Source organism: Arthrobacter crusticola (assembly GCF_004357995.1).
Lineage (GTDB): Bacteria > Actinomycetota > Actinomycetes > Actinomycetales > Micrococcaceae > Arthrobacter_D > Arthrobacter_D crusticola.
Map to the genome: position 1 here is coordinate 586,375 of NZ_SMTK01000003.1, position 22,626 is coordinate 609,000.

Sequence of the window (22,626 nt, forward strand, 5' to 3'; positions counted from 1 at the left end):
CCATGGCGAACACGACAGCGCTCGAGCGGTACAACGCCGCCGCACTGAAGACCTCGGCCGAAGTAATCCGCTGCTACTCGACGTCCTTCGGCCTGGCCTGCCGGCTCCTCGACGGCCCCACCCGGGCGCGGATCGAAGCCGTCTATGCCCTCGTCCGGGTCGCCGACGAGGTCGTCGACGGCCCGGCCGCCGCCGCCGGTCTCTCCGCCGAACAGGTCGAGGCGATGCTGGACGCGCTGGAGCGTGAGACCGAAACCGCCCTCCACACCGGGTACAGCGCCAACCTCGTGGTCCACGCCTTCGCCGTCACCGCCCGGGCCACCGGCATCGGCACGGACCTCACCCGCCCCTTCTTCGCGTCGATGCGCGCCGACATCACCCAGCGCGAACACACCCCGGAGTCGTTCTCCCGGTACGTCTACGGCTCCGCGGAGGTGGTCGGGCTGATGTGCGTCAAGGCGTTCCTGGCCGGGCGCCCCACCGATCCGGCGCAGGAGGAAATCCTCGCGGATGGGGCGCGGCACCTCGGGGCGGCCTTCCAGAAGATCAACTTCCTGCGCGACCTTGCCGAGGACTTCTCTACGCTGGGCCGCAGCTACTTCCCGGGCATCCGCCCTGGATCCTTCACCGAGCAGGACAAGCACCGACTGCTCGACGATATCGACGAGGACCTCCGGATCTCCCTGGCGAGTCTGCCCGGACTTCCTCCTGCACCGCGCCGGGCTGTGGCCCTGGCCCAGGCCCTCTTCACCGAACTGGCCTTGAGGCTGCGGCGCACCCCGGCCGAGGAGCTGCTCCGGGCCCGGATCCGGGTGCCCAACGGGGTCAAGCTGCGCATCCTGGCACGGACCCTGTCCGGAAGCACGGCACCGGAAACCTACCCGAAGGAAACGACACCATGAGCGTCCAGGGAAACACCGGAACCCCCCGCGTCGGCGGCCGACGGGCCGCCGTCATCGGCGGTGGAATCGGCGGTCTCGCCACCGCGGCGCTGCTGGCCGCCGAGGGGCACACCGTGACCCTGCTCGAGAAGCAGGGCCAGGTGGGCGGCCGTGCCGGGTCCTGGGAGGCCGGCGGGTTCCGTTTCGACACCGGACCGTCCTGGTACCTCATGCCCGAGGTGATCGACCACTTCTTCAAACTGATGGGCACCTCCGCCGCCGAGCAGCTCGAGCTGATCCGGCTCGACCCCGGCTACCGCGTGATCTTCGAGGAGAACCGCGAGGCCGTCGACGTCCCGGCCGACCGCCCGGCCGTGGTGAAGCTCTTCGAATCCCTCGAGCCCGGCGCGGGGGAGGCGCTCGAGAAGTACCTGGACTCGGCCGAGGACACCTACACGATCGCCAAGCGGCGCTTCCTGTACTCCACCTTCGAATCCTTCCTGCCGCTGCTTCGACCCGACGTCCTGGTCCGGCTGCCCAAGCTGGTCCGGCTGCTGCTGCAGCCCCTCTCCGGGTTCGTGGCCGGCCGGTTCGCCGATCCTCGGCTGCGCCAGATCCTCGGCTACCCGGCGGTCTTCCTCGGCAGCTCACCGTTCGACGCCCCCAGCATGTACCACCTGATGAGCCACCTGGACCTCGACGACGGCGTGCTCTACCCGATGGGCGGGTTCACCTCCCTGATCTCGGCGATGACGAAGGTCGCTGAGGAGGCCGGCGTGGAGATCCGCACCGGCGCCGACGTCGTGTCCATCGACACCACCCCTCTTGATACAGCAGCCGCGAACCGCGGATCCTCCCGCCGGCGGGGCCCCCGCCGTCCCGGCGCCCGGGTCACCGGGGTCAGCTACCGGTCCGGGGGAGCCGTGCACCGGGTGGAGGCCGACGTCGTGGTCTCAGCCGCGGACCTCCACCACACCGAGACGGTCCTGCTGCCCGATGACCGGCAGACCTACCCCACGAAGTACTGGTCCCGGCGGGTTCCGGGTCCCAGCGCGCTGCTGCTCTACCTCGGCGTGAAGGGCTCCCTGCCGCAGCTCGAGCACCACACGCTGCTGTTCACCGCCGACTGGAAGGACAATTTCGGGCGGATCTTCGGCGCCGAGACCTCCATCCCGTCCCCGGCCTCCCTCTATGTCTGCCGGCCCAGCGCCACCGACCCCTCGGTGGCCCCGGCGGGGGACGAGAACGTCTTCGTCCTGGTGCCCATCCCAGCGGACGTCAGTATCGGCGGCGGGGGCGTGGACCGCGCCGGGGACGCGCGGGTCGAGGAACTCGCCGACGCGGTGATCGCGCAGATCGCCGAGTGGGCGCACATCCCGGACCTCGCCGAACGGATCGTGCTGCGGCGCACCTACGGTCCGCGGGACTTCGCCTCCGACCTCAACGCCTGGCGGGGGACCTCCCTCGGCCCGGCCCACACGCTGCGGCAGAGCGCGTTCCTGCGCGGATCGAACCGCAGCCGGAAGGTGGAGGGACTCTACTACGCGGGAAGCTCCACCGTGCCGGGCATCGGCATCCCGATGTGCCTGATCAGCGCCGAGCTCGTGGTAAAGCGGCTGCGCTCCGACACCTCAACCGGGCCGCTGCCGGAGCCGGCCTGACGGCGGGCGGACACCAAGCGGACGGGTTCCAGAAGGGGAGTGCATACGTGCCGCGGATCAGGGAGGCGACACTTGAGGGGCGTGGCGAGGTTGACGCGGCATTGGACATTGCGCTAAGAGTCCCGTAGTGTAGGGATTTGCGTCTTCCCTCTAAACCTCAGCCTTCATATAGCGGTGGGCTTTGTTCTGCTCTCGTCATTTAACGGGCCACTTGGTTCAGATGACGCGTGGAGACATCAGGTTAGCACTCGATCCCCGCACCAATCTGCGGCGGTGGTGCTGAGGGCGGATCGCTGACAAGCCTGAAGGTCTGTGGAAGGATCCCTCTTGGTCGCCTCGAGCACCTCTAATAATGCAACCGCTAACAGCCAGGTCGACGCCGACGGCGCCGCACCCCGGCTCTCATTCGCAAAGATTCACGAACCCCTCGACGTTCCGAATCTCCTCGCCCTTCAGACCGACAGCTTTGACTGGCTGGTCGGCAACGAGCGCTGGAAGGCGCGCGTTGAGGAAGCCCTGGAGAAGGGACTTCAGGGCGTAGCCACGACCTCGGGTCTGGCCGACATCTTTGAAGAGATCTCACCGATCGAGGACTTCCAGGGCACCATGTCCCTGAGCTTCTCCGAGCCGGAGTTCGCCGACCCGAAGTACACCATGGCCGAGTGCAAGGACCGTGACGCAACGTACTCGGCTCCGCTGTACGTGAAGGCCGAGTTCATGAACAACAACACGGGCGAGATCAAGCAGCAGACCGTGTTCATGGGCGACTTCCCGCTGATGACGGACAAGGGCACCTTCGTGATCAACGGCACCGAGCGTGTCGTCGTTTCGCAGCTGGTCCGTTCGCCCGGCGCCTACTTCGAGCGCACCGCCGACAAGACCAGCGACAAGGACATCTTCTCCGCGAAGATCATCCCGTCGCGCGGTGCCTGGTTCGAGCTCGAGATCGACAAGCGCGACCAGGTCGGCGTCCGCCTCGACCGCAAGCGCAAGCAGTCCGTCACCGTGCTGCTCAAGGCCCTCGGCTGGACCGAAGGCCAGATCCTCGAGACCTTCGGCGAGTACGACTCCATCCGCGCCACCATGGAGAAGGACGCCACGGAGACCCGTGAGGACGCCCTGCTCGACATCTACCGCAAGCTGCGCCCGGGAGAGCCGCCGACGGTTGAGGCTGCCCAGACCCTGCTGGACAACCTGTACTTCAACCCCAAGCGCTACGACCTGGCCAAGGTCGGCCGGTACAAGATCAACCGCAAGCTCGGCATCGACAAGGACCTCACCGACTCCGATGCGTCGGTGCTGAACATCGACGACATCGTCGCGATGATCAAGTTCCTCGTTGCCCTGCACGCCGGTGAGAAGACCATCGGCGGCAAGCGCGACGGCGAAGACGTCGAGCTGCGCGTCGAGGTCGACGACATCGACCACTTCGGCAACCGCCGCATCCGCGCCGTCGGCGAGCTCATCGAGAACCAGGTCCGCACCGGCCTGTCCCGCATGGAGCGCGTCGTCCGCGAACGCATGACCACGCAGGACGTCGAGGCGATCACGCCGCAGACCCTGATCAACATCCGTCCGGTCGTCGCCGCGATCAAGGAGTTCTTCGGAACCTCCCAGCTCTCGCAGTTCATGGACCAGAACAACCCGCTCGCCGGGCTGACGCACAAGCGCCGCCTGTCCGCGCTGGGCCCGGGTGGTCTGTCCCGCGACCGCGCCGGCATGGAGGTCCGTGACGTCCACCCGTCGCACTACGGCCGTATGTGCCCCATCGAAACCCCTGAAGGCCCGAACATCGGCCTCATCGGTTCGCTGGCCTCCTACGGACGCATCAACGCGTTCGGGTTCATCGAGACCCCGTACCGCAAGGCAGTCAACGGTGTCGTCACCGACCAGATTGATTACCTGACCGCCGATGACGAGGTGGAGCGCCTGATCGCACAGGCCAACGCCCCGCTCGACGCCGAGGGCAAGTTCGTCGAGGACATGGTCCTGGTGCGTACCCGCGGCGGCTCCGGCGAACCCGTGCTCGTCGCCGCCGACGAGGTCGAGTACATGGACGTTTCCCCGCGTCAGATGGTGTCGGTGGCAACGGCCCTGATTCCGTTCCTCGAGCACGACGATGCGAACCGCGCCCTCATGGGTGCGAACATGCAGCGCCAGGCCGTTCCCCTGCTGCGCTCCGAGCGTCCGCTCGTGGGCACCGGCATGGAGAAGTACGCCGCCGTCGACGCCGGTGACGCTGTCACCGCCGCCAAGGCCGGCGTCGTGCGCGAAGTCTCCGCCGACCTCGTCACCGTGCTCAACGACGACGGCACCGAGACCAGCTACCCGATCATGAAGTTCGCCCGCTCCAACCAGGGCAACGCATACAACCAGCGTGTACTGGTGGGCGAGGGCGACCGCGTCGAGTACAACTCGATCATCGCCGACGGTCCCTCCACCGACCAGGGTGAACTGGCCCTGGGCAAGAACATGCTCGTCGCGTTCATGTCCTGGGAAGGCCACAACTTCGAGGACGCGATCATCCTCTCGCAGCGCATCGTCTCCGACGACGTGCTGACCTCGATCCACATCGAGGAGCACGAGGTCGACGCCCGCGACACCAAGCTCGGTGCCGAGGAAATCACCCGCGACATCCCGAACGTCTCCGAAGAGGTCCTTGGCGCCCTCGACGAGCGCGGCATCATCCACATCGGTGCCGAGGTTGAGGCGGGCGACATCCTCGTCGGCCGTGTCACCCCCAAGGGTGAAACGGAGCTCACCCCGGAGGAGCGCCTGCTGCGCGCCATCTTCGGTGAGAAGAGCCGCGAGGTCCGCGACACCTCCCTGAAGGTTCCCCACGGCGAGTCGGGAACCGTCATCGGCGTGCGCATCTTCGACCGCGACAACGACGACGAGCTGCCCCCGGGCGTCAACCAGCTCGTGCGCGTCTACGTTGCGCAGAAGCGCAAGATCACCGACGGCGACAAGCTGGCCGGCCGCCACGGCAACAAGGGCGTCATCTCCAAGATCCTGCCGATCGAGGACATGCCGTTCCTCGAGGACGGCACCCCCGTCGACATCGTCCTGAACCCGCTGGGTGTTCCGGGCCGCATGAACGTCGGACAGGTCCTGGAGATCCACCTGGGCTGGGCCGCCAAGCAGGGCTGGAAGATCGAAGGGGAGCCCGACTGGGTCAAGAACCTTCCGAACCTGCCCCGCGAGGTCGCCTCGACCACCGTCGCGACCCCCGTGTTCGACGGTGCCACCGAGGACGAGATCGTCGGTCTGCTCAACTCGACCAACGTGACCCGCGACGGCCAGCGCCTGATCGGCGAGTCCGGCAAGGCGCGCCTGTTCGACGGCCGCTCCGGCGAGCCGTTCCCGGACCCGATCTCCGTCGGCTACATGTACATCCTGAAGCTGCACCACCTTGTCGACGACAAGATCCACGCACGCTCCACCGGACCGTACTCCATGATCACGCAGCAGCCGCTGGGTGGTAAGGCGCAGTTCGGCGGACAGCGCTTCGGTGAGATGGAAGTCTGGGCCCTCGAGGCCTACGGCGCCGCCTACACGCTCCAGGAGCTCCTGACGATCAAGTCGGATGACATCCACGGACGCGTCAAGGTCTACGAAGCGATCGTCAAGGGCGAGAACATCCCCGAGCCGGGCGTGCCGGAGTCCTTCAAGGTGCTGATCAAGGAAATGCAGTCGCTCTGCCTGAACGTGGAAGTCCTCTCCACCGACGGCACGACGATTGAGATGCGTGACTCGGATGAAGAAGTCTTCCGGGCCGCGGAAGAGCTGGGCATCGACCTGTCACGGGCCGAGCCGAGCTCTGTCGAGGAAGTTTAGGTTTCACCGCACCGAACCGGCGTTCGAACGCGGCCAACGAAATTTCTTCGGCCGCGGACGGCCTTGAAATATTAAAGGCCGCTTCCTCGAACACCGGTCCGGTGCGGGCCCTGGCTGCCCACCGCACCCCAAAGACTTCAAGAATTTAGAGAACAAAGAGAGAACAGGGACCATATGTCCAGCGAATCCTCCTTCGGCCTCATGCGAATCGGCCTTGCCACCGCGGACGAAATCCGCGGCTGGTCTTACGGCGAGGTCAAGAAGCCGGAAACTATCAACTACCGCACGCTCAAGCCCGAGAAGGACGGCCTCTTCTGCGAGAAGATCTTCGGCCCTTCCCGCGACTGGGAGTGCTACTGCGGCAAGTACAAGCGCGTGCGCTTCAAGGGCATCATCTGTGAGCGCTGCGGCGTCGAGGTCACCCGTGCCAAGGTGCGCCGCGAGCGCATGGGCCACATCGAGCTCGCCGCTCCCGTCACGCACATCTGGTACTTCAAGGGTGTTCCCTCACGCCTTGGCTACCTGCTCGACCTTGCACCGAAGGACCTCGAGAAGGTCATCTACTTCGCTGCCTACATGATCACCTCGGTCGACGAAGAGAACCGTCACGCCGAACTGCCGAACCTCCAGGCCGAGCACGACCTCGAGAAGAAGCAGATGATCGACCAGCGCGACTCCGACATCGCCGCGATCGCCAAGGACCTTGAGGACGAGCTTGCCCGCCTCGAGGGCGAGGGCGCCAAGGCCGCCGATAAGAAGAAGGCCCGCGACTCCGCGGACCGTCAGATGGCCAACGTGCGCAAGCGCGCCGATGCCGACATCGAGCGCCTGGTCCAGGTGTGGGAGCGCTTCAAGACCCTCAAGGTCGCCGACCTCGAAGGCGACGAGGGCCTCTACCGCGAGCTGCGCGACCGTTACGGCCTGTACTTCGAGGGCTCCATGGGTGCCGAAGCAATCAAGAAGCGTCTTGAGAACTTCGACATGGCCGGCGAGGCCGAGATGCTCCGCGACATCATTCAGAACGGCAAGGGCCAGCGCAAGACGCGTGCCCTGAAGCGCCTGAAGGTCGTCAACGCGTTCCTCACCACCACCAACAGCCCCCTGGGCATGGTGCTGGATGCGGTCCCGGTGATCCCGCCGGAACTGCGCCCGATGGTCCAGCTCGACGGCGGCCGTTTCGCGACGTCCGACCTCAACGACCTGTACCGCCGCGTCATCAACCGGAACAACCGCCTCAAGCGCCTGCTCGACCTCGGTGCCCCCGAGATCATCGTGAACAACGAAAAGCGCATGCTGCAGGAAGCCGTTGACTCCCTGTTCGACAACGGCCGCCGCGGCCGTCCCGTCACCGGGCCGGGCAACCGTCCGCTGAAGTCGCTCTCCGACATGCTCAAGGGCAAGCAGGGACGCTTCCGCCAGAACCTCCTGGGCAAGCGCGTCGACTACTCGGGCCGTTCCGTGATCGTCGTCGGCCCGCAGCTGAAGCTGCACCAGTGCGGTCTGCCCAAGCAGATGGCGCTGGAGCTCTTCAAGCCGTTCGTGATGAAGCGTCTGGTTGACCTCAACCACGCGCAGAACATCAAGAGCGCCAAGCGGATGGTCGAGCGCTACCGCCCGCAGGTCTGGGACGTTCTCGAAGAGATCATCACCGAACACCCCGTGCTGCTGAACCGTGCACCTACCCTGCACCGCCTCGGCATCCAGGCGTTCGAGCCCCAGCTGGTTGAAGGCAAGGCCCTTCAGCTCCACCCGCTGGTCTGTGCTGCGTTCAACGCGGACTTCGACGGCGACCAGATGGCAGTGCACCTGCCGCTGAGCCCCGAGGCCCAGGCCGAGGCGCGCATCCTGATGCTCTCCTCGAACAACATCCTGAAGCCCTCCGATGGCCGTCCCGTGACCCTCCCGTCACAGGACATGATCATCGGTCTGCACCACCTCACCACCAAGCGTGAAGGCAGTGCGGGCGAAGGCCGCGTGTTCACCAGCCCCGCCGAGGCCATCATGGCGCACGACGCCGGCGAGCTGCACCTGAACTCCGTGGTGCGTATCCGCGTTCCCAACTTCGTCCCCAGCGCGGACACCCCCGCGCCTGAGGGCTGGGAGCCGGGCACCCCGGCGCTGATCGAGACCTCCCTCGGGCAGGTCCTGTTCAACGACACCCTTCCCGAGGACTACCCCTGGGTCGAGAAGGTCGCCGACAAGGGACAGCTCTCCACGATCGTCAACGATCTCGCGGAGCGCTACCCCAAGGTCGTCACCGCCGCGACGCTGGACAACCTCAAGGACGCCGGCTTCTACTGGGCCACGCGCTCCGGTGTCACCGTCGCCATCTCCGACATCTCCGCGCCGATCAACAAGGCCGGAATCATGGAGGGCTACGAGACGCAGGCCGCCAAGGTCCAGTCGCAGTTCGACAAGGGCCTGATCGCCGACGAGGAGCGCCGCCAGGAGCTCATCGACATCTGGAACAAGGCAACCAACGAGGTGGCCGCGTCCATGCGCGAGGCCATGCCGAAGGACAACACCATCAACCGTATGGTGTCCTCCGGTGCCCGAGGTAACTGGCTGCAGGTCCGGCAGATCGCCGGTATCCGTGGCCTGGTGGCAAACCCCAAGGGTGAGATCATCCCGCGTCCGATCAAGTCCTCCTACCGTGAGGGCCTGTCGGTGCTGGAGTACTTCATCGCGACCCACGGTGCCCGTAAGGGCCTCGCGGACACCGCCCTGCGTACGGCGAACTCGGGTTACCTGACCCGCCGTCTCGTGGACGTGTCCCAGGACGTCATCGTCCGCGAGGACGACTGCGGCACCGAGCGCGGCCTGAAGGTCACCATTGCGGTGCCTGACGCCAACGGTGAACTGGTCCTTCACGAAGAGGTCGAGAACTCGGCGTACGCCCGTACGCTGGCCACCGACGTCGTCGATTCCAAGGGCGAGGTGCTGGCGGCTGCCGGCTCCGACGTCGGAGACGTCCTGATCGGCGAACTGTTCGCCGCGGGTGTCACCGAGATCAAGGTCCGCTCCGTGCTGACCTGTGAGTCGAGCGTCGGAACCTGCGCCCTCTGCTACGGCCGTTCGCTTGCGACCGGCAAGACCGTGGACATCGGAGAGGCCGTCGGCATCATCGCCGCACAGTCCATCGGTGAGCCCGGCACGCAGCTGACCATGCGTACCTTCCACACCGGCGGTGTTGCCTCGGCCGAGGACATCACCCAGGGTCTGCCCCGTATCCAGGAGCTCTTCGAGGCGCGCACCCCCAAGGGTGTCGCCCCGATCTCCGAGGTCGCAGGGCGCGTCACCATCGAGGATGCCGAGAAGCAGCTTCGCCTGGTGGTCACCCCTGACGACGGCTCGGAGGAGATCGCGTACCCGGTCCTGCGCCGTGCACGCCTGCTGGTCGCCGACGGCGAGCACGTCGAGGTCGGGCAGCAGCTCGTCTTCGGTGCGGTCGACCCCAAGCAGATCCTGCGTATCCTTGGCCCCCGCAAGGCCCAGGAGTTCCTGGTGGACGAGGTCCAGCGCGTGTACCGCAGCCAGGGTGTTGGTATCCACGACAAGCACGTGGAAGTCATTGTCCGGCAGATGCTGCGCCGCGTGACCGTCATCGAGTCCGGTGAATCGGATCTCCTCCCCGGAGAGCTGGCCGAGCGCCGCCGCTTCGAGGACGAGAACCGCCGCGTGGTGTCCGAGGGCAAGAAGCCGGCCTCAGGCCGTCCCGAGCTCATGGGCATCACCAAGGCCTCGCTCGCCACCGAGTCGTGGCTGTCGGCCGCTTCCTTCCAGGAGACCACGCGTGTTCTCACGCAGGCCGCCATGGAAGGCAAGAGCGATCCGCTGCTGGGCCTGAAGGAGAACGTGATCATCGGTAAGCTCATCCCGGCCGGAACCGGCCTGGACCGCTACACGAAGATCACGGTCGAGCCCACCGAGGAAGCCAAGGCCAACCTCTTCACCGGTCCGAGCGCGTTCAGCGACTTCGACTACGCCGGCGTCGAGGGCGGAATGAACCCCGAGTTCCACGCCATCCCCCTGGATGACTACGACCTCGGCAACGACTTCCGCTAGGAAGCCCGCGCTGCGCGAGCAGCGGTAGAACACGGCGAAGGCCCCGGACCGGAAACGGTCCGGGGCCTTCGCCGTTCCCGGGTCCGGTCCTGGTCTCGGGGGTCCGGGGCGCGCGTCCGGCCCCGGCCGCCGTTGTCCCGGGTGCCGACTGCCGCCGCTCGGGCCTTACCCGCCGCCGCCGTCGTCCCTGCTTTACGGGCCGCCGTCAGCGGCGCATTCCACCGCGTGCATCCGCGCGTTTCCGGGCCCGGGCAGGGGGAGCGGCGCGGCCGCGGCCCAATCTCTGATAGACTTGACCTCAATTGTTTGTGTGGCAGTGGATTGGCGTTGCGAAACGTATCTCCGTGTTGTAGGGATCTTGTACAACGAATGCCACATTTTTGCACGCCTACGGTCGTTTTGCGGCAGCTTGTCAGGCGGCGCCAAACGACTGAGAACCCCCGCTCACGGGTGGTCCGCTGCCCATGTGGTTCCGGATGACCGCAGGGTCGGGCTAACAGAGAACTCATCCGAGACATTACGGAGAACACGAAAGTGCCTACGATTAACCAGCTGGTCCGCAAGGGCCGGTCACCGAAGGTCGCCAAGACCAAGGCGCCCGCACTGAAGGGCAGCCCGATGAAGCGCGGCGTCTGCACCCGCGTCTACACGACCACCCCGAAGAAGCCGAACTCCGCGCTCCGCAAGGTTGCCCGCGTGCGTCTCAACGGCGGCATCGAAGTCACCGCCTACATCCCCGGTGTTGGGCACAACCTTCAGGAACACTCCATCGTGCTGGTGCGCGGCGGACGTGTGAAGGACCTCCCGGGTGTCCGTTACAAGATTGTCCGTGGGGCGCTGGATACCCAGGGCGTCAAGAACCGTAAGCAGGCCCGCAGCCGCTACGGCGCAAAGATGGAGAAGAAGTAATATGCCTCGTAAGGGCCCGGCCCCGAAGCGGCCGCTCGTTGTAGATCCCGTCTACGGTTCCCCCCTGGTCACTCAGCTGATCAACAAGGTCCTCGTCGACGGCAAGAAGTCCACCGCCGAGCGCATCGTCTACGGTGCACTCGAAGGCGCACGCGCCAAGTCCGGCGGCGACCCCGTCGCAGCACTGAAGAAGGCAATGGACAACGTCAAGCCGACCCTCGAGGTCCGCTCACGCCGTGTCGGTGGCGCCACCTACCAGGTGCCCGTCGAGGTCAAGCCGGGGCGTTCGACCGCCCTCGCCCTCCGCTGGCTGGTCGGGTACTCCAAGGCCCGCCGCGAGAAGACGATGACCGAGCGTCTGCAGAACGAGATCCTCGACGCCTCCAACGGCCTCGGCGCCGCAGTCAAGCGCCGCGAAGACACGCACAAGATGGCCGAGTCCAACAAGGCCTTCGCACACTACCGCTGGTAAAACGAGCTCCCGGCGGGGCCTGCCGATCGGCAGTTCCCGCCCGGGGGTCCAGCAGAACTCCATCTTCGTCAAAAGGGAGACACCGTGGCACAGGACGTGCTTACAGACCTTACAAAGGTCCGCAATATCGGCATCATGGCGCACATCGATGCCGGCAAGACCACTACTACCGAGCGCATCCTGTTCTACACGGGTGTAAACCACAAGATCGGCGAGACCCACGACGGCGCCTCGACGACCGACTGGATGGAACAGGAGAAGGAACGCGGCATCACCATCACGTCTGCCGCCGTGACCAGCTTCTGGCACAACAACCAGATCAACATCATCGACACCCCCGGCCACGTTGACTTCACCGTCGAGGTTGAGCGCTCACTGCGCGTCCTCGACGGCGCCGTCGCCGTGTTCGACGGCAAGGAGGGCGTTGAGCCCCAGTCCGAGACCGTCTGGCGCCAGGCCGACAAGTATGAAGTTCCCCGCATCTGCTTCGTCAACAAGATGGACAAGCTGGGTGCCGACTTCTACTTCACCGTCGACACCATCATCAGCCGCCTCGGCGCCAAGCCGCTGGTCCTCCAGCTGCCCATCGGTGCCGAGAACGACTTCATCGGCGTCGTCGACCTGATCGAAATGCGCGCCCTGGTCTGGCCGGGCGACGCCAAGGGCGACGTGACGATGGGTGCCAAGTACGAGGTCCAGGAGATCCCCGCCGATCTTCAGGAAAAGGCCGAGGAATACCGCGCCGCGCTCGTCGAGACCGTTGCAGAGTCCTCTGACAACCTCATGGGCAAGTACCTCGAGGGTGAAGAACTCACCGTCGAGGAAATCAAGGCCGGCATCCGCAAGATGACGATCGCCTCCGAGGTCTACCCGATCCTCTGCGGCTCGGCGTTCAAGAACCGCGGCGTCCAGCCGATGCTTGACGCCGTCGTCGACTACCTGCCGTCCCCGCTCGACGTTCCCGCCATGGTCGGTCACGACCCCCGCGACGAGACCGTCGAGATGACCCGCAAGCCGAGCACCGAGGAGCCGTTCTCGGCCCTGGCGTTCAAGGTTGCGACCCACCCGTTCTTCGGCCAGCTGACCTTCATCCGGGTGTACTCCGGGCAGGTCTCCGCCGGCACCCAGGTGGTCAACTCCACCAAGGGCAAGAAGGAGCGCATCGGCAAGCTGTTCCAGATGCACGCCAACAAGGAGAACCCTGTTGACGAGGCACTGGCCGGCCACATCTACGCAGCGATCGGGCTGAAGGACACCACCACCGGTGACACCCTCTCCGACGCCGGCAGCCAGATCGTCCTCGAGTCCATGAGCTTCCCGGAGCCCGTGATCTCGGTTGCGATCGAGCCCAAGACCAAGGGCGACCAGGAGAAGCTGTCGACGGCTATCCAGAAGCTCTCGGCCGAGGACCCGACCTTCCAGGTCTCCCTCAACGAGGACACCGGACAGACGATCATCGCCGGCATGGGCGAGCTCCACCTGGACATCCTGGTGGACCGCATGCGCCGCGAGTTCAAGGTCGAGGCGAACGTGGGCAAGCCTCAGGTCGCCTACCGCGAGACGATCAAGCGCACGGTCGCCAAGCACGACTACACGCACAAGAAGCAGACCGGTGGTTCGGGTCAGTTCGCGAAGATCCAGATCGCGATCGAGCCGCTGGACACCGCCGAAGGCGAGCTGTACACCTTCGACAACAAGGTCACCGGTGGACGCGTTCCGCGCGAGTACATCCCCAGCGTTGATGCAGGCATCCAGGATGCCCTCAACGACGGCGTGCTCGCCGGCTACCCGGTCGTCGGCATCAAGGCGACGCTGCTTGACGGCGCGTACCACGACGTCGACTCCTCTGAAATGGCATTCAAGATCGCCGGTCGCATGGCGTTCAAGGAAGCCGCTCGGATGGCGCAGCCGGTGCTGCTCGAACCGCTCATGGATGTTGAGGTCCGTACGCCCGAGGAGTACATGGGCGAAGTCATCGGCGACCTGAACTCCCGCCGCGGCCAGATGCAGTCCATGGAGGACGCAAGCGGCGTAAAGGTCATCCGCGCCCTCGTGCCCCTGTCCGGAATGTTCGGTTACATCGGCGACCTGCGGTCCAAGACCCAGGGCCGCGCCGTGTACTCGATGCAGTTCGACAGCTACTCGGAGGTCCCCAAGGCTGTTGCCGACGAGATCATCCAGAAGACCCGCGGTGAGTAACTTCGGATCCCCGGTCGGCAACGACTGAGGCATCCGGTGGGGGCCGGCGGACATTCCGTCCGCCGGCCCCGCTCCAGCCAACGGCCCCCCGGGGCCGGCAGTACCCTGCAATTTCAAGAAAACCAAAGCCCCCAAGTAGACTTGCATGAGTTTCAGCTGCGAAAAGCGCGGCTGGGAAGCAAATCTTCTCAAACGTTCTAGGAGGAACCCGTGGCGAAGGCAAAGTTCGAGCGGACTAAGCCGCACGTTAACATCGGCACCATCGGTCACGTTGACCATGGAAAGACCACGTTGACGGCTGCCATTTCCAAGGTGCTTTACGACAAGTACCCCACTCTCAACGAGCAGCGTGACTTCGCGTCGATCGACTCGGCTCCCGAGGAGAAGCAGCGCGGCATCACCATCAACATCTCGCATGTTGAGTACCAGACTGAGAAGCGCCACTACGCACACGTAGACGCTCCCGGTCACGCTGACTACATCAAGAACATGATCACCGGTGCGGCTCAGATGGATGGCGCCATCCTCGTTGTTGCCGCCACCGACGGTCCGATGGCCCAGACCCGCGAGCACGTTCTGCTCGCCCGCCAGGTTGGTGTTCCCTACCTGCTGGTCGCGCTGAACAAGTCCGACATGGTCGAAGACGAGGAACTGCTTGACCTCGTCGAGATGGAGGTCCGCGAGCTGCTCAGCGCGCAGGGCTTCGACGGTGACGAAGCTCCTGTCGTCCGCGTTTCCGGCCTGAAGGCCCTCGAGGGCGACGCCCAGTGGGTCAAGTCCGTCGAGGACCTGATGGCTGCTGTGGACGAGTCCGTTCCGGACCCGATCCGCGACAAGGACAAGCCCTTCCTCATGCCCGTCGAGGACGTCTTCACCATCACCGGCCGTGGCACCGTTGTTACGGGCCGCGCCGAGCGTGGAACCCTGAAGATCAACTCCGAGGTCGAGATCGTCGGCATCCGTCCGGTCCAGAAGACCACGGTTACCGGTATCGAGATGTTCCACAAGCAGCTCGACGAAGCATGGGCCGGCGAGAACTGTGGCCTGCTGCTCCGCGGCATCAAGCGCGAAGATGTCGAGCGCGGCCAGGTTATCGTCAAGCCGGGTTCGATCACCCCGCACACCGATTTCGAGGCCAACGTCTACATCCTGGCCAAGGATGAGGGCGGGCGTCACAACCCGTTCTACTCGAACTACCGCCCGCAGTTCTACTTCCGCACCACGGACGTAACCGGCGTCATCACCCTCCCCGAGGGCACTGAAATGGTTATGCCCGGCGACAACACTGAGATGACCGTTGCGCTCATCCAGCCGATCGCAATGGAAGAGGGCCTCGGCTTCGCTATCCGCGAAGGCGGCCGCACCGTTGGTTCGGGACGTGTCACCAAGATCATCAAGTAGTCTTCCGACTGCCTGAGTCTTAACGGAAGGGCCCCGCTGCTTCGGCAGCGGGGCCCTTTTGTGTGCCCGGGGGCGGGCTGGCGTGGGGACGGCGGCCGGCGGATACCTCCCGCGAAAGGTTCGGCGCGGTTGCGTCCCACGTACCCGAAAGCGACGGCGGCACGGGTTTTGTGCGGTCTGTTTGTCGCAATCGGGTCCGCCCGTCGTGATCAGCAGGGTTGGGGGAACTGCCGGCGGGCGGCCACCGTGTATGCGGGGCACCGGGGAGAGACGTTTCCGCATCCGGTTGCGTCCCACGTACCCGAAAACGTCGACGGGGCCGGTCTTGTCAGGCCTGTTTGTCGCAGTTGGGTACGGCGGTCGCACGCGGTCGTGGAGCTGCCGGTCCGGTAGTCCCGGAAAGGGTTCCGCGCCCTGATCCGTCTCCGATCCTGCAAACGGCAGCGGCGACGTCTAACGGCAGGTGTACCGCCGGGCCCATCCCGACCCGGATGCAGTTGCTGGTCCACATAACGACGACGGTGGCCGGCGGAGTGGCGCTTGGCCGTCAATGTTGAGGCATGACGACGTATTCCACGCTCAGAACCTTCCTGCTGTCGACCGCCGAACTCTCGGCCCAGGGCCGGAGCTCCCGATCGCTTCAGCGGAGTTGCGCAGCAGGAGAACTGGTGCGGATCCGACAGGGGCTATATGTCACCAGCGAAAGGTGGGCTGCCCTCGATCGATGGGACCGCTATCGAATGAGGGTCCTGGCCGTGCACCTGGCAGCGCACCGCCCACCCGTCTTTTGCCGTGAAACGGCGGCGCTGGTTCATGGACTACCGCTCGTCACGGTCCCTTCGGACGTGCATGTCCAGCAGAGCGCCGACGGCTCGGCGCACTCGCGCGGAGGGGTCCGGCGTCACTGCAGCTCCATGGTTGAGCCCTCAGTGGTCCACATTTCCGGCCTGAGAGTGACTTCGCTCGAGTCGACGGTCGTCGCACTCGCCGCCGGTTCGGGTTTCTCCGCCGGCGTCCTCGCTCTCGATGACGCGCTGCGTCGGGGAATGACTGATTTGGGCAAGGTTTCCGAGCTGGTGCAGATGACACGGTCGGCTGCAGCCCGGACACGGGTTTCAGCGGTGCTCGATTTTGCCCGCGGCGACGCAGAGTCGCCGGGGGAGTCATTGAGCCGGGTGCAGATGATGGTGATGGGCTTTCCGGCGCCTGAGCTGCAGCGGGTGTTCACCGATCCGCGGGGAGTCATTGGCCGAGTCGACTTCTACTGGCCGCAGGCGCGTCTCATAGGGGAGTTCGATGGGCTAGTGAAGTACTCGAAGCCGGAGTTCCTCAATGGCAGGACCCCCAGCGAGGTCGTCGTCGAGGAAAAGCGCAGGGAAGACCGGTTGCGGGCCCTGGGGCTGCGGGTGGTCCGCTGGACGTGGGAAGACCTTCGCAATCCAGCACTCTTGCGCGACCTTCTCGCCTCGGCCGGCCTTGTTGCTGGGCGTCCGGTCATGCCGGGACGTGTACTTCGCGCCCAAGGATAGAACCACCTGACTCTCTGGAGCGCGTCGACGCACTTGCCCTTAAGCGACAACCTAACCTGATATTTCCGATCCGCAGGTCGCTTTCGGGCGTGTTAATCGTGCGCGGGTACGGCCAACGAGGACGAAGCCGCTCTCGAGAGTGGCGTAGATGGCGCGCGGTCCAGGTCACGGAGCGTGTGGTGGCGACGCGGACCCGAAAACGACAAGCTGCCCCATTATTTCCGGTCCGCATGTCGTATTCGGGCGTGGTGGTCGCATTGGCGCGTGTTGGTGGTGCTTGGGCGCGGCGAGTGGGGTGACAGCTCCGGCCAGCACGGCGTCGGTCGGTGGACCAGGCGCACGTCGCAGCGCGTGCGGTCGCGATGTGCGGACCCACAAACGACAAACCGACGCGATATTTCCGGTCCGCAGGTCGCTTTCGGGTGCGCTGGCCGGGACTGGGCGCGCGGGTCGTGATCGGGCGCAGCAGGGGGGCGTCGACACGCCCTCCGCCCGGCGCGGCACCCGACGCACTGCGGCCGGGCGGGGGAGAGGCCCGTCACCTCCGCGCGCCGCAGACGACACGCCGCCCGGAGGACTGGAAATCCCCGCGGATTGGCGTTTGCACGGTATCTCTGCCAGACTAGACAAGTTGTTCAAGTGCTTGCGCGTGCGGTTTGAGACCCGGGTCCCGGTCAGGATAATGCCTGATGCAGGGTCAAGGTTCACCGGTCAGCGTGGCCCAAATATAATCCATCCCGTTCAGCCTGGCTGATATGCGCGGACTGTGCGTGTCGAGAAAAACGCGACACGCCCGAGCGCGGGGGTCGGATCCTCAGCAGGGTGAGGAACCCGGAATCGTCCGGATTCAGCCTGTGGGGGAGCGCCGAACAACGGGCGCAGACAATGTACGTACCGGAACTGCCCCCGGCAGTTTTCATGTAGAGAGAGAGTCGAGACGCCATGGCGGGACAGAAGATCCGCATCCGGCTGAAGTCATATGACCACGAGGTCATTGATGTTTCAGCGCGGAAGATCGTTGAGACGGTGACGCGCGCAGGCGCTACGGTAGTTGGCCCCGTGCCGCTGCCGACGGAGAAGAACGTTTTCGTTGTGATCCGGTCCCCGCACAAGTACAAGGACAGCCGTGAGCACTTTGAAATGCGGACTCACAAGCGTCTGATCGACATCATTGACCCCACGCCTAAGGCCGTTGATTCGCTGATGCGTCTCGACCTGCCTGCGGACGTGAACATCGAAATCAAGCTGTAAGGGAGAGCGGATACACATGTCTACTTCACTTACGCGCCAGGTCAAGGGCCTGCTGGGCATCAAGCTCGGCATGACCCAGGTCTGGGATGAGAACAACATCCTCGTTCCTGTCACCGTCGTCCAGGCGGACTCGAACGTCATCACGCAGCTGCGCACCGCGGACAAGGACGGCTACAGCGCCGTGCAGATCGGCTTCGGCCAGATCGACCCCCGCAAGGTGACCAAGCCGCTGGCTGGCCACTTCGACAAGGCCGGGGTCACCCCGCGCCGTCACGTGGTCGAGCTGCGCACCGCCGACGCCGACACCTACGAGCTGGGCCAGGAACTCTCCGTTGAGATGTTCGCTGCCGGCCAGACGGTCGACGTTATCGGCACCACCAAGGGCAAGGGCTTTGCCGGCGTCATGAAGCGCCACGGTTTCCACGGCGTCGGTGCCTCGCACGGTGCCCACAAGAACCACCGCAAGCCCGGCTCCATCGGTGGTGCGTCCACCCCCAGCCGCGTCTTCCGGGGCATGAAAATGGCAGGCCGCATGGGCGCCGTTCGCCAGACCACGCTGAACCTCACGGTTCACGGCGTGGACGCCGAGAAGTCGCTGCTGCTGATCAAGGGCGCTGTACCCGGCGCCCGCGGCCAGGTCGTCCTCGTACGCACTGCCGTGAAGGGAGCATAGCCAGATGGCTGTCCAAACAGTAAAGGTCGATCTCCCCGCCGAGATCTTCGACGTTCAGACGAACGTGCCGCTGCTGCACCAGGTTGTCGTGGCCCAGCTTGCGGCTGCCCGTCAGGGTACCCACAAGACCAAGACCCGCGCCGAGGTGAGCGGTGCAGGCCGCAAGCCGTTCAAGCAGAAGGGCACCGGCCGCGCACGCCAGGGTTCGATCCGCGCCCCGCACATGACCGGTGGTGGCGTTGTCCACGGGCCCACGCCCCGCGACTACAGCCAGCGCACCCCCAAGAAGATGAAGGCCGCCGCCCTGCGCGGAGCCCTCTCGGACCGCGCCCGCAACGGCCGCATCCACGTTCTTGAGTCCCTGGTGGCCGGCGACAAGCCGTCGACCAAGGGTGCCATCGAGACGCTGCGTTCGATCTCCGAGCGGCCCAACCTGCTCGTGGTCATCGAGCGCGCCAACGACGTATCGGCCCTGTCGGTACGCAACGTCCCCGGGGTTCACGTGCTGTACGTTGACCAGCTCAACACGTACGACGTGCTGGTTTCCGACGATGTGATCTTCACGAAGGCCGCCTACGACGAGTTCGTCCAGTCGGCCGACGCAACATCGAAGGAGGAGGCCAAGTGAGCGGCAGCATCGCAAAGGATCCGCGCGACGTCGTCATTGCACCCGTCGTCTCGGAAAAGAGCTACGGCCTGATCGACGAAGGTAAGTACACCTTCCTGGTCGACCCGCGTTCCAACAAGGAAGAGATCAAGCTGGCCGTGGAGAAGATTTTCTCCGTCAAGGTCGACTCGATCAACACCATCAACCGTGTCGGTAAGCGCAAGCGCACCAAGTTCGGCTGGGGACAGCGCAAGGGCACCAAGCGTGCCATTGTGTCCCTCAAAGAAGGCACAATCGACATCTTCGGCGGTCCGCTCGCCTAGAGCGGAGACCACTTTAACGAGGAAATGACACATGGGAATCCGTAAATACAAGCCGACAACGCCGGGCCGCCGCGGCTCCAGCGTTGCCGACTTCGCAGAAATCACACGATCGACACCGGAGAAGTCCCTGGTGCGTCCGCTCCCCAAGAAGGGCGGCCGTAACAACACCGGCAAGATCACGACCCGTCACAAGGGTGGTGGACACAAGCGTCAGTACCGTCTGATCGACTTCCGCCGCCACGACAAGGACGGCGTTGACGCCCGCGTAGCTGAGATCGAATACGATCCCAACCGCACGGCGCGCATCGCTCTCCTGCACTACGTTGATGGCACCAAGCGCTACATCGTTGCGCCGAACAAGCTCAAGCAGGGCGACTTCGTCGAGGCCGGCGCCGGGGCTGACATCAAGCCCGGCAACAACCTTCCGCTGCGCAACATCCCCGTTGGTACGGTCATCCACGCTGTGGAGCTCCGTCCGGGCGGCGGCGCCAAGATGGCCCGCTCCGCCGGTGCGTCCGTCCAGCTCGTCGCCAAGGAAGGCCGCTTCGCCCAGCTGCGTCTGCCCTCCGGTGAAATCCGCAACGTCGACGTCCGCTGCCGTGCAACGGTCGGCGAGGTCGGCAACGCCGAGCAGTCGAACATCAACTGGGGCAAGGCCGGCCGTAACCGCTGGAAGGGCATCCGCCCGACCGTCCGTGGTGTGGCCATGAACCCCGTCGACCACCCCCATGGTGGTGGTGAAGGTAAGACCTCCGGTGGACGCCACCCGGTCAACCCCAACGGCAAGGCAGAGGGACGCACCCGCCGTCCCAACAAGGAAAGCGATTCACTCATTGTGCGTCGCCGTCGTTCCGGCAAGAACAAGCGATAGGAGCCTGGGAACATGCCACGCAGCCTGAAGAAAGGCCCCTTCGTCGATCAGCACCTTTACGTAAAGGTCGCTCGCGAGAACGAATCGGGCACAAAGAACGTCATCAAGACGTGGTCCCGCCGCTCCATGATCGTCCCCGACATGCTCGGGCACACGATCGCGGTGCACGACGGACGCAAGCACATTCCGGTGTTTGTCACCGAGTCGATGGTCGGGCACAAGCTCGGCGAATTCGCTCCTACGCGGACCTTCCGCGGCCATGTTAAGGACGACCGCAAGGGCAAGCGCCGCTAGGCGCTGGCTTTTACGGCTAAGACGAGAGAAGGAAAGCAATGGAAGCCAAGGCAATTGCGCGTCATATCCGCGTAACGCCTATGAAGGCCCGGCGCGTCGTCAACCTTGTTCGTGGTAAGCAGGCGAATGAGGCTCTGGCTATTCTGAAGTTTGCCCCACAGGTTGCTTCAGAGCCGGTATTCAAGGTAGTTCAGTCGGCAATGGCCAACGCCCGCGTTCTCGCGGACCGCGATGGCGTTGCCTTCGACGAGGGCGACCTGGTCATCAGCGAAGCATTTGTCGATGAGGGCCCCACGATGAAGCGGTTCCGTCCGCGTGCCCAGGGCCGCGCGTTCCGCATCAACAAGCGGACCAGCCACATCACAGTTGTAGTAGCTACCCCTGAGAAAGTGGAGGTCCGCTAAGTGGGACAGAAAGTAAACCCGCACGGGTTCCGACTCGGCATCACCACGGACCACAGGTCTCACTGGTTTGCTGACAGCAACAAGCCGGGCCAGCGCTACAGGGACTTCGTCCGCGAGGACATCAAGATCCGCCAGCTCATGTCCACGGGCATGGACCGCGCCGGCATCGCAAAGGTCGAGATCGAGCGCACCCGCGACCGTGTCCGCGTGGACATCCACACGGCACGCCCGGGCATCGTCATCGGCCGCCGCGGCGCCGAAGCGGACCGCATCCGCGGCGAGCTCGAAAAGCTCACCGGCAAGCAGGTTCAGCTGAACATCCTCGAGGTCAAGAACCCCGAGATCGAGGCTCAGCTTGTCGCCCAGGGCGTCGCCGAGCAGCTTTCCTCCCGCGTGGCCTTCCGCCGCGCGATGAAGAAGGCAATGCAGTCGGCACAGCGCGCAGGAGCCAAGGGCATCCGTGTCCAGTGCTCCGGCCGCCTGGGTGGCGCCGAAATGAGCCGCTCGGAGTTCTACCGCGAAGGCCGTGTGCCCCTGCACACCCTCCGCGCGAACATCGACTACGGGTTCTTCGAAGCCAAGACCACCTTCGGCCGCATCGGCGTGAAGGTCTGGATCTACAAGGGTGACGTCACCGCGAAGGAACTGGCAGCCCAGGCTGCGGCAGCTCCGTCGCGCGGCCGTGGCGGAGACCGTCCGGGCCGTGGCCCCGCCGGTGGCGACCGCGACCGCGGTGGAGACCGCCGCCGCCGTCCCGCCGCCGAGGCGCCGGCAGCTGCACCCGCCGAAACCGCCGCAGCACCCGCAGCGGCTGAAGGAGGACAGGCTTAAATGCTTATCCCACGTCGAGTCAAGTTCCGTAAGCAGCACCACCCGGGTCGTTCCGGCGCTGCGACCGGCGGCACCGAGGTCAGCTTTGGCGAATGGGGTATCCAGGCTCTGAGCCCGGCATACGTCACCAACCGCCAGATCGAGTCGGCCCGTATCGCCATGACCCGCCACATCAAGCGTGGCGGCAAGGTCTGGATCAACATCTATCCGGACCGCCCGTTGACCAAGAAGCCTGCCGAAACCCGCATGGGTTCCGGTAAGGGTTCGCCCGAGTGGTGGGTGGCCAACGTCAAGCCGGGACGGGTTCTCTTTGAACTGTCCGGTGTTTCCGAAGAGGTAGCCCGCGAAGCCCTGCGCCTCGCGATCCACAAGCTGCCGTTGAAGGCACGCATCGTGCGTCGTGAGGGTGGTGAATAGC

Annotated in this window: 18 protein-coding genes; all 18 read left to right on the forward strand. The window is 65.1% G+C overall.

Annotation, left to right across the window (positions count from 1 at the left end):
- The first annotated feature begins 2 nt into the window (after positions 1 to 2).
- The 18 genes from E2F48_RS10555 (at position 3) to rplP (ending at position 22,625) form a co-directional block, all read left to right on the forward strand.
- Positions 3 to 902, forward strand: a complete 900-nt coding sequence (locus E2F48_RS10555) for a phytoene/squalene synthase family protein (protein WP_133403928.1) — start codon at positions 3 to 5, stop codon at positions 900 to 902.
- Positions 899 to 2,542 (forward strand): phytoene desaturase family protein, encoded by a 1,644-nt coding sequence (crtI, locus tag E2F48_RS10560; protein WP_133403929.1) that lies wholly within the window; start codon positions 899 to 901, stop codon positions 2,540 to 2,542. Before E2F48_RS10555 ends, crtI begins: the two co-directional genes overlap by 4 nt.
- Before the next feature lie 327 nt (positions 2,543 to 2,869).
- Positions 2,870 to 6,379: a DNA-directed RNA polymerase subunit beta gene (rpoB, locus tag E2F48_RS10565; RefSeq protein WP_133403930.1), complete on the forward strand. Its 3,510-nt coding sequence runs from the start codon at positions 2,870 to 2,872 to the stop codon at positions 6,377 to 6,379.
- Positions 6,380 to 6,553: 174 nt separating this feature from the next.
- The gene (locus tag E2F48_RS10570; RefSeq protein WP_133403931.1) at positions 6,554 to 10,444 is read left to right on the forward strand and encodes a DNA-directed RNA polymerase subunit beta'; all 3,891 of its coding nucleotides are present in this window, start codon (positions 6,554 to 6,556) and stop codon (positions 10,442 to 10,444) included.
- A gap of 534 nt (positions 10,445 to 10,978) precedes the next feature.
- Positions 10,979 to 11,353: a 30S ribosomal protein S12 gene (gene rpsL / locus E2F48_RS10575; protein ID WP_120164735.1), complete on the forward strand. Its 375-nt coding sequence runs from the start codon at positions 10,979 to 10,981 to the stop codon at positions 11,351 to 11,353.
- Between the two features lies 1 nt (position 11,354).
- Complete coding sequence (rpsG, locus tag E2F48_RS10580) at positions 11,355 to 11,825, forward strand: 30S ribosomal protein S7 (protein ID WP_043440595.1); 471 nt, start codon at positions 11,355 to 11,357, stop codon at positions 11,823 to 11,825.
- Between the two features lie 84 nt (positions 11,826 to 11,909).
- Complete coding sequence (fusA, locus tag E2F48_RS10585) at positions 11,910 to 14,024, forward strand: elongation factor G (protein ID WP_133403932.1); 2,115 nt, start codon at positions 11,910 to 11,912, stop codon at positions 14,022 to 14,024.
- A 210-nt stretch (positions 14,025 to 14,234) separates the two neighbouring features.
- Positions 14,235 to 15,425 carry an elongation factor Tu gene (tuf, locus tag E2F48_RS10590; protein WP_120164739.1) on the forward strand — a complete coding sequence of 397 codons (1,191 nt, stop codon included), beginning with the start codon at positions 14,235 to 14,237 and terminating at the stop codon, positions 15,423 to 15,425.
- A gap of 953 nt (positions 15,426 to 16,378) precedes the next feature.
- Positions 16,379 to 16,954, forward strand: a complete 576-nt coding sequence (locus E2F48_RS10595) for a PDDEXK family nuclease (protein ID WP_133403933.1) — start codon at positions 16,379 to 16,381, stop codon at positions 16,952 to 16,954.
- A gap of 942 nt (positions 16,955 to 17,896) precedes the next feature.
- Positions 17,897 to 18,205, forward strand: a complete 309-nt coding sequence (rpsJ, locus tag E2F48_RS10600) for a 30S ribosomal protein S10 (RefSeq protein WP_026531952.1) — start codon at positions 17,897 to 17,899, stop codon at positions 18,203 to 18,205.
- A gap of 16 nt (positions 18,206 to 18,221) precedes the next feature.
- A complete protein-coding gene (rplC, locus tag E2F48_RS10605; RefSeq protein ID WP_120164742.1) occupies positions 18,222 to 18,878 on the forward strand; it encodes a 50S ribosomal protein L3 in 657 nt (218 codons plus the stop codon).
- 4 nt (positions 18,879 to 18,882) lie between these two features.
- Positions 18,883 to 19,506, forward strand: a complete 624-nt coding sequence (gene rplD / locus E2F48_RS10610; protein WP_133403934.1) for a 50S ribosomal protein L4 — start codon at positions 18,883 to 18,885, stop codon at positions 19,504 to 19,506.
- Positions 19,503 to 19,808 carry a 50S ribosomal protein L23 gene (gene rplW, locus E2F48_RS10615; protein WP_120164745.1) on the forward strand — a complete coding sequence of 102 codons (306 nt, stop codon included), beginning with the start codon at positions 19,503 to 19,505 and terminating at the stop codon, positions 19,806 to 19,808. The genes rplD and rplW overlap by 4 nt, the downstream gene beginning before the upstream one ends.
- Before the next feature lie 31 nt (positions 19,809 to 19,839).
- Positions 19,840 to 20,679: a 50S ribosomal protein L2 gene (rplB, locus tag E2F48_RS10620; RefSeq protein ID WP_120164747.1), complete on the forward strand. Its 840-nt coding sequence runs from the start codon at positions 19,840 to 19,842 to the stop codon at positions 20,677 to 20,679.
- Between the two features lie 12 nt (positions 20,680 to 20,691).
- Positions 20,692 to 20,973: a 30S ribosomal protein S19 gene (rpsS, locus tag E2F48_RS10625; protein WP_026549122.1), complete on the forward strand. Its 282-nt coding sequence runs from the start codon at positions 20,692 to 20,694 to the stop codon at positions 20,971 to 20,973.
- 38 nt (positions 20,974 to 21,011) lie between these two features.
- A complete protein-coding gene (rplV, locus tag E2F48_RS10630) occupies positions 21,012 to 21,377 on the forward strand; it encodes a 50S ribosomal protein L22 (RefSeq protein WP_120164749.1) in 366 nt (121 codons plus the stop codon).
- On the forward strand, positions 21,378 to 22,208 hold the full coding sequence (rpsC, locus tag E2F48_RS10635; protein ID WP_120164750.1) for a 30S ribosomal protein S3: 831 nt from the start codon (positions 21,378 to 21,380) through the stop codon (positions 22,206 to 22,208). It abuts the gene before it with no gap.
- Positions 22,209 to 22,625: a 50S ribosomal protein L16 gene (gene rplP, locus E2F48_RS10640; protein ID WP_049829176.1), complete on the forward strand. Its 417-nt coding sequence runs from the start codon at positions 22,209 to 22,211 to the stop codon at positions 22,623 to 22,625.
- Position 22,626 lies beyond the last annotated feature (1 nt).